Annotated in this window: 8 protein-coding genes and 1 pseudogene; 5 read left to right on the top strand and 4 right to left on the bottom strand. The window is 73.1% G+C overall.

Features of this window, described 5'->3' with window-relative positions:
• The 4 genes from B1L11_RS47695 to B1L11_RS43495 all read left to right on the top strand — a co-directional run.
• Positions 1-452: hypothetical protein (locus tag B1L11_RS47695; protein WP_179155594.1), on the top strand; the 452-nt coding region annotated here is incomplete at its 5' end.
• A gap of 4 nt (positions 453-456) precedes the next feature.
• On the top strand, positions 457-888 hold the full coding sequence (locus tag B1L11_RS43505; protein WP_079320991.1) for a thioesterase family protein: 432 nt from the start codon (positions 457-459) through the stop codon (positions 886-888).
• 35 nt (positions 889-923) lie between these two features.
• A complete protein-coding gene (locus B1L11_RS43500) occupies positions 924-1,463 on the top strand; it encodes a flavin reductase family protein (RefSeq protein ID WP_079320990.1) in 540 nt (179 codons plus the stop codon).
• Between the two features lie 66 nt (positions 1,464-1,529).
• A complete protein-coding gene (locus B1L11_RS43495; RefSeq protein WP_256863422.1) occupies positions 1,530-2,882 on the top strand; it encodes a cytochrome P450 in 1,353 nt (450 codons plus the stop codon).
• Positions 2,883-3,177: 295 nt separating this feature from the next.
• Here B1L11_RS43495 and B1L11_RS43490 read toward each other — a convergent pair whose 3' ends face one another.
• A complete protein-coding gene (locus tag B1L11_RS43490; RefSeq protein ID WP_079320993.1) occupies positions 3,178-3,993 on the bottom strand; it encodes a helix-turn-helix domain-containing protein in 816 nt (271 codons plus the stop codon).
• Positions 3,994-4,290: 297 nt separating this feature from the next.
• Positions 4,291-5,145 (bottom strand): metallophosphoesterase, encoded by an 855-nt coding sequence (locus B1L11_RS43485; protein ID WP_239109083.1) that lies wholly within the window; start codon positions 5,143-5,145, stop codon positions 4,291-4,293.
• A gap of 222 nt (positions 5,146-5,367) precedes the next feature.
• Here B1L11_RS43485 and B1L11_RS43480 point away from each other — a divergent pair, with 222 nt between their 5' ends.
• Positions 5,368-5,958 (top strand): SigE family RNA polymerase sigma factor, encoded by a 591-nt coding sequence (locus B1L11_RS43480; RefSeq protein WP_079320988.1) that lies wholly within the window; start codon positions 5,368-5,370, stop codon positions 5,956-5,958.
• A 97-nt stretch (positions 5,959-6,055) separates the two neighbouring features.
• On the opposite strand, the gene B1L11_RS53520 is transcribed toward B1L11_RS43480, so the two are convergent.
• Together B1L11_RS53520 and B1L11_RS53515 are read right to left on the bottom strand one after the other, a co-directional pair.
• The gene (locus B1L11_RS53520) at positions 6,056-6,292 is read right to left on the bottom strand and encodes a 2Fe-2S iron-sulfur cluster-binding protein (protein ID WP_256863421.1); all 237 of its coding nucleotides are present in this window, start codon (positions 6,290-6,292) and stop codon (positions 6,056-6,058) included.
• Between the two features lie 230 nt (positions 6,293-6,522).
• Positions 6,523-7,191 (bottom strand): annotated as a pseudogene (locus B1L11_RS53515) (FAD-binding oxidoreductase); the annotation flags it as partial.
• Positions 7,192-7,343 lie beyond the last annotated feature (152 nt).

Below are 7,343 nucleotides of genomic sequence, written 5' to 3'. Positions count from 1 at the left end.
ACGTCGGACACGTCGGTCTCGAAGGCCAGGCGGGCGGTGAAGTGGGCGACGGCGGGCGGCCGGAGGTCGGCGGTCTCGCCGTGGCGGCCTCCCACGCGGCCGGGCTGACCCTGTGCGCAGTGGCGCCCCGGCCCCCCTGGGGCTGCGCCGTCGTCCCGGTGACCGAGCACGTGGAGTGGACCGAGGCGGCGCACGAGGCCCTCGCCGGGCGGGTCGCCGCGGCCACGGGCGAGGCCCCGGGCACCGCGGGGGCCCGGGTGCTGGCCGCGGCCGAGTGCCTGCGGTCGGCCGGCCTGGCGCCGGACACCCCGCTGACCGTCCTTCCCGCGCAGCGGGACGCCTGGACGGTCCTGGCGGCGGGGGACGGACCACGGATCGCGACGCTCGTCACGAGCCTGCGGGACGCGGCCGGCCCCGTCGTGGTGGCGGTTCTCACCGAAGGGCGGTCGTAAACCGATGGGGAAGTACTTCGAGTACCTGCACACGGTGGGGTTCGAGGAGACGAACCTCGTCGGCAACGTCTACTACGTCAACTACCTGCGCTGGCAGGGACGCTGCCGGGAGATGTTCCTCAAGGAGCGCGCGCCGGAGGTGCTCGCCGATGTGCAGGACGACCTGAAGCTGTTCACGCTGAAGGTGGACTGCGAGTTCTTCGCGGAGATCACCGCCTTCGACGAGCTGTCCATCCGGATGCGCCTGGTCGATCTCACCCAGACGCAGGTCGAGTTCAGCTTCGACTACGTCCGGCTGGACCGCGCCGACGGCCGGGAGACCCTCGTCGCCCGCGGCCGGCAGCGCGTCGCCTGCATGCGCGGGCCGAACACCCGTACGGCCCCCGCCAGGGTCCCCGAGGCCCTGGTCCGGGCGCTCGAACCGTACGCGCCCTAGGCGCGGCGTCCAGACAACGAGCAGGAGGCATCAGCGTGACTGTGCACGACTCCGTCCCCGTGCGGCAGGAGGTGGACGCGAAGGCCCTGCGGCAGGCGTTCGGCTCCTTCGCGACCGGGGTCACCGTGGTGACGACGGGCGGTCCCATCCCGCACGCCATGACCGCCAACTCCTTCACCTCCGTCTCCCTCGACCCGGCACTCCTGCTGGTCTGCGTCGACCGCGCCGCGGTCATGCACGGGTGCCTCGCGGAGTCCGGCCTCTTCGGGGTGTCGGTGCTGGCCGCGCACCAGGAGGCCGAGGCCCGCCACTTCGCCAACCGGCACCGCACCCTGGGCGCCGCGCAGTTCGACAACGTCCCCTGGACGCCCGGCCCGCTGACCGGGACGCCGCTGATCGACAATGCGATCGCCCGCTTCGAGTGCGAGCTGTGGCGCTCCTACGACGGCGGCGACCACACCGTGTTCATCGGAAGAGTGCTCTCCGTGGACCACGAGGCCGACGGCGACGCCCTGGTGGTCTACAAGAGCAGGTTCCGGCAGATCATGCCGGACTGGAGTGAGGTGACGGCATGACTCTGACCAGGCGGCGCGGCCCGGCCGTGACGGGCGCGGCCGCCGTCCTCCGGGGGGCGCCGCGCGGTGCCCCCCGGGCCTCCGTTCACGGCCGGGCCGGGTCTGTTCGCCAAGCTGGTGCGCGACCGCCTGGCGCTCATGACCGTGGCGGCGTCGTACGGCGACGCGGTGAAGCTGTCCATCGGTCCCAAGACCATGTACTTCTTCAACCACCCCGACCACGCCAAGCACGTCCTGGCCGACAACAGCGGCAACTACCGCAAGGGGCTCGGCCTGGTGCAGGCCCGGCGGGCCATCGGCGACGGCCTGCTCACCAGCGAGGGCGAGCTGTGGCGCAAGCAGCGCAGGACGATCCAGCCGCTGTTCCAGAACAAGCGGATCGCCCGGCAGGACGCGGCCATCGCGCAGGAGGCGGCGGCACTGGTGGAGCGCCTGCGGGCGCACCAGGGGCGCGGGCCGGTCGACGTCGTCGGCGAGATGACCGGGCTCACGCTCGGTGTGCTCGGCCGTACGCTGCTCGACGCCGACCTCGGCTCCTTCGGCGGGATCGGCCACGCGTTCGAGGCCGTGCAGGACCAGGCCATGTTCGAGATGGTGACGCTCGGCCTGGTGCCGATGTGGATCCCGCTGCCCAAGCAGCTGCGCTTCCGGCGCGCGCGCCGGGAGCTGCAGCGGGTGGTCGACCACCTGGTGGCCGACCGCCTGGCCAGGCCGGGCGACGGCGACAACATCGTCTCCCGGCTCATCGACTCGACCGGGCGGGAGACCGACCCCGCAGTGGGGCGCACGCGCATGCGCGACGAGCTGGTCACGCTCCTGCTCGCCGGCCATGAGACGACGGCCAGCACGCTGTCGTGGACGTTCCACTTGATCGACCACCATCCGGAGGTGCGCGAGCGGCTGCACGCGGAGGCGGTGGAGGTGCTGGGCGACCGGTTGCCGGTCTACGAGGACCTGCACCGGCTCCGGTACACCGCCATGGTCGTGGAGGAGGTCATGCGTCTCTACCCGCCGGTGTGGATGCTGCCCCGACAGGCGGTGAACGACGACGAGATCGGCGGTTATCACGTGCCCGCCGGGGCCGACGTCCTCGTCAGCCCCTACACGCTGCACCGCCACCCCGCCTTCTGGCAGGAGCCCGAGCGGTTCGACCCGGAGCGGTTCGACCCGGCGCGGCCCGCGGACCGGCCCCGGTACGCCTACATCCCGTTCGGCGCCGGGCCCCGGTTCTGCGTCGGCAACCACCTGGGGATGATGGAGGCCACGTTCGTGATCGCGATGGTCGCCCGCGACCTGCGGCTGCGCAACGTGCCGGGGCGCAAGGTGGTGCCGGAGGCCATGCTGTCCCTGCGGGTCAAGGGCGGGCTTCCGATGACCGTGCATCCGGCAGCGCCCGTCCGCGGGCCGTCCGCCGGGTAGCCCGCCGCGGGCAGAGCCGGCCGCCCTCCCGGAAACGGGAGGGCGGCCTTTTTGCCGCCGGCCCGCCGCCGCCCCGCCGCCGGTTCCTCCGGAGCCCTTTCCCCGTCCGCCCTGCCGGTGCGCGCGGCGCCGTACCGCGGGCAGCCCAGAGGGAGCCCGCGGAGCAGGCGGCGGTGGGGGAGGAGCGGAGCGAGGTCCCGCCGCGACGGCGGAAGGGCGCCACGGTGCGGTCAGGACCGAGGGGAACCGGGTCGGCGCGAGGATCGGCGGCGCCTCCGTCGCGCGGGTGGAGGGGTCAGCGGCTCACAGCGAGCGCGGCGCGCCGCTGAGCGGGGATCGGGGCGGGCGTACGCGGGGCGGGGGACTCGTCCGCGCCGTGCTCCGCGGCCAGCAGCTCGCGCAGCGCGAGCAGCACCGGGGGGTCGAAGGGGGTCATCGGGCGGAGCGGCACCTCGGCGTGCAGGGTCTCGGTGTCCCGGTGGACCGTGATCGGTCCGAGCCGGCCCACGCACAGTGCCTCGTCGCCCGTGGCGGGGAGGTTGAGCGCGTCCTCGTGGCCCTCCGCGACGGCGTGCGCCAGCAGGTGCCACCTGCCCTCGGGCACGTTCTCCAGCACGAACGGCCCGGACTCGCGGACGAAGGTGTAGCTGACGGGCCAGCCTTCGAGGATCCGGTCGGGGAACAGCCCGGCGAACACGGGAGTACCCCGCAGCGGAGAGGAGATCCTCCCGAGGACGGTGGCGGTGCCCGTGGGGGCCGGGACGGAGACCGCCGGCCGCACCGAGTGGAGCTGGCGGTACCGGGTGGGCGACACGCCGACGCTGCCCGTGAAGCGGGAGCTGAAGGTGCCGACGCTGGAGTAGCCCACGCGGTGGCTGATGTCGGTGACGGTCAGCGAGGTCGACGCCAGCAGGCGCTTGGCCTCGCGCAGCCGTACGGCCGAGAGGAAACGGCCCGGGGACAGGCCGGTGACCCGCTGGAAGACCCGGGAGAAGTGGAACTTGCTGAACATGGCTGTGCGCGCCATGTCGTCGATCGTCAGTTGTTCGCCGAGGTTCTCCTGCATGCTCTGCACGACCCGCAGCACCGCTGCATTGATCACTTCGTCCATCATTCACCCCGTGCCTCGGAGCCGCCGTATCGAATTCACGTCAGATCAACCGCGAATATGAGGTGACCGAGCGATGCCGTCCCGCCGTCACTCGGGTAAATGGCCGGCGGTTGCCGCCGCCTTATTTCCTGTCCGTTTCTTTTCGGTTGCGTGCCGCCCGAATGATGGCGGGATCGGCCGGTTCGCATATTTACACGCGACGTTGCGCGGAAAACGCTGCACGGGTCGGGAAGTTTTTCTGACCAAATATGTCCGGTGGTCCGCCGGTCACAATCCGTGCATGCGACCGGCCGGGGGTCACCGGGCCGCGGCGGGAGCCGGGAGTATCTGCCTGAGCAGGCGGCCGTCACGGTGGTGGGGGCGCCGCTCGCGGGGATAGCCGAGCGACACCTCCTCGAACCGCACACCGTCGTGCCAGGTCGTTCTGGGGATGTGCAGGTGTCCGTAGACCACCGCGGTGGCCTGGTAGCGCAGGTGCCAGTCGGAGGTGTGCTCCGTGCCGCACCACAGGGCGAAGTGCGGGTGGCGCAGCACGGCGGTGGGCTCCCGCAGCAGCGGGAAGTGGTTGACCAGGACCGTGGGGAGGCCGGGGTCCCGGTCCTCGAGGCGGGACGCGGTCTCCCGCAGCCGGTTCCGGCACCACGCCTGCCGGCTGGGGTAGGGGTGCGGATGCAGCAGGAACTCGTCCGTGCACGCCACACCGAGCTCGAACGCCCGGGCGAGGGCCTCCTCGCGGGAGGTGCCCGGCGGCCTGAAGCTGTAGTCGTAGAGGATGAACATCGGGACGACGGTCGCGGGCCCTCCGGCCCCCGTCCACACGGCGTAGGGATCCTCAGGAGTGAGGACGCCGATGCGGCGGCAGACCTGGACCAGCCGGCGGTAGCGCTCCTCGCCGCGCAGCCCCTCGGGATCGCGCGGCGGCGTCCACAGCTCGTGGTTGCCGGGCACCCAGACGACGGTGGCGAAGCGCTCCTTGAGCAGGCTCAGCGCCCACTCCACGTCCGCGATGCGCTCGGCCACGTCGCCGGCGACCAGGAGCCAGTCGTCGTCGGTCTCCGGCCGCAGCGACTCGACCAGCGCCCGGTTCTCCGCGTAGGCGACGTGGAGGTCGCTGATCGCCAGCAACCTGCCTCTGCCCGTCTCCACGCTCACATCGGTGATCGTAGGCGGGGCGGCATGCCGCGGGAATCGACCTGAACCCCAGTAGGGACCCCAGACTTGGGATAAGGGTGCCGGCGACCTGGATAGGGGTTGTGACGCCAGGTAGTCCGGGCGAATTCTGGAGTTGGTCGGCCCAGGGCCGGGCACGCCGGTCGGGCGGCCCTCGCATCCACATCCCACCTTGGGCGCGTTCACGGTTTTGGAGTTGGGGAGATGGCCGAGGCTCATGACGACGAGTTCTCGCGCTACGTCAAGGAGGCGAGGCCGGCTCTGCGGCGGACCGCCTTCATACTCTCGGCGGACTGGCACGAGGCCGAAGACCTCGTGCAGCGCACCCTGCTGGCCATCCACCGGCGCTGGGACAGGCTGGAGCAGCGAGACAAGATCACTTCCTACGCCCGGACCATCATGGTCCGCCTCATCAGCAGCGACCGGCGTACGCACCGGTGGTCGCGCGAGGTGCTGCACCCCCTGCCGCCCGAGCCGGAGCCGCAGTCGGACCCCTACGCCCTCGTCCTGGACCGGATCCTCCTCCTGAAGGCGCTGGCCGGCCTCGGGCCTCGGCAGCGGGCCGCCGTCGTCCTGCGCTACTGGGAGGACCGCAGCGTCGAGGAGACCGCCTGGGTGATGGGCAGCGAGGGCTCCACCGTGCGCAGCCAGACGGTCCGCGCGCTGGCCGCCCTCCGTACGGCCCTGCACGCCGCCCACGACCACGCCGCCCACGACCACGCCGCCCCCGACCACGCCGCTCACGACGGCGAGAAGGCGGGAGCGGCGGCGGACAAGGCCGCCACGGCCAAATGACGGCACCAGGCTGCACGGGGCGTACGAGGCGAGGCGCCGCGGGGCCCGCCACGAGGTGCCAGGAGGCGCCATGGAGCGCCCCAGGTTCCGCCCCGCCTCAGACCATGTCGAAGTCGACCGTCACCTGCTCGGTCTCCGGCACCGAGCGGCAGGTGAGGACGTAGCCGGCGGCCACCTCCTCGTCCGTCAGCGCCCAGTGGTCCGACATGACGGCGCGGCCCTCGACCACCCGGGCCCGGCAGGTCGCGCAGACGCCGTTGCGGCAGGAGTAGGGCAGCTCGGGGCGGGCCGCCAGGGCCGCGTCGAGGATCGTCTGTCCCTCCGCCGCGCGCACCGTGGTGGCGCGTCCCTCCAGCACCACGCACAGCTCCCCGCGTGCCCGCCCCCGGCGACCGGCGCGCGGGGCGGCGCGAGGGAGCGCGGGGCGCGCTCCGCGGGCTCGTCCGGGTGGAAGAACTCGGCGTGGACCGCCGCGTCGCCGGCGCCGTGCCGGGACAGCACCCGCCGGGCGTCGCGCACCAGGCCGGCCGGCCCGCACAGGAACCACTCCGACACGCCCCCGGGCGGCAGCACGGACGGCAGGACGGCGGCCAGCCTCGCCGCGTCCAGGCGGCCCTGGCCCAGCCCCAGCCGGGGGTTCTCACGTGAGAACGCGTGCACCAGGTGCAGGCGCCGGGGGTGACGGTCCTTCAGGTCGGCCAGCTCGTCGGCGAACATCACGGAGTCGGCGGTGCGGTTGCCGTACAGCAGGGTGAACGTGCTGTCCGGCTCGGTCGCCAGCCCGGCGCGCACGAGGGACAGCACCGGGGTGATGCCGGAGCCGCCCGCGATCGCCGCGTAGCGGCGCCGGCGCGCGGAGTCGAAGCGGGTGCCGAAGGCCCCCACCGGAGGAAGCACGTCGAGCGTGTCGCCGGGGGCCAGCGACCGCGCCGCGTACGTGGAGAAGACCCCGCCCGGCACGACCCGGACGCCGATCCGCAGCGTCCCCCTCCCGTCCAGCTCGTCCGGCACGGAGCACAGCGAGTACGAGCGCCGCACCGCGGCACTGCCGACGGTCGCCGCCACGGTGACGTGCTGGCCCGGGACGAAGGCGAACTCCCCGCGCAGCTCGTCCGGGACGCGCAGGGTCACCGCGACCGCGCTGCCGTCCGCGGCCACGGGCTCCACGGCGGCGACGGTCAGCGTGTGGAAGCGCAGCCGCGCGCGTGCGGCACTGGTGGTGGCGGCCGGCATCAGTGGTCCTTCACGTGGTCGAACGGCTGACGGCAGGCGTCGCAGCGCCACAGCGCCTTGCAGGCCGTGGAGCCGGCGCGGGCGATCTCGGCGGTGGCGGCGGAGCCGCACCGCGGGCAGCGCGGGGCCCGGGGGGCCGGCATGAGGCAGGC

It is taken from the genome of Microbispora sp. GKU 823 (assembly GCF_002027145.1).
GTDB lineage: Bacteria > Actinomycetota > Actinomycetes > Streptosporangiales > Streptosporangiaceae > Microbispora > Microbispora siamensis.
Note: the sequence above shows the minus strand (reverse complement) of the source record. Positions and strands in the feature narration are given on the sequence as shown.

What these genes read in the sequence shown, in the direction of transcription:
- B1L11_RS43505 (WP_079320991.1), top strand. Translation starts at nt 457, where the DNA reads ATGGGGAAGTACTTCGAGTACCTGCACACGGTGGGGTTCGAGGAGACG.
- B1L11_RS43490 (WP_079320993.1), bottom strand. Translation starts at nt 3,993, where the DNA reads ATGGACGAAGTGATCAATGCAGCGGTGCTGCGGGTCGTGCAGAGCATG.
- B1L11_RS43480 (WP_079320988.1), top strand. Translation starts at nt 5,368, where the DNA reads ATGGCCGAGGCTCATGACGACGAGTTCTCGCGCTACGTCAAGGAGGCG.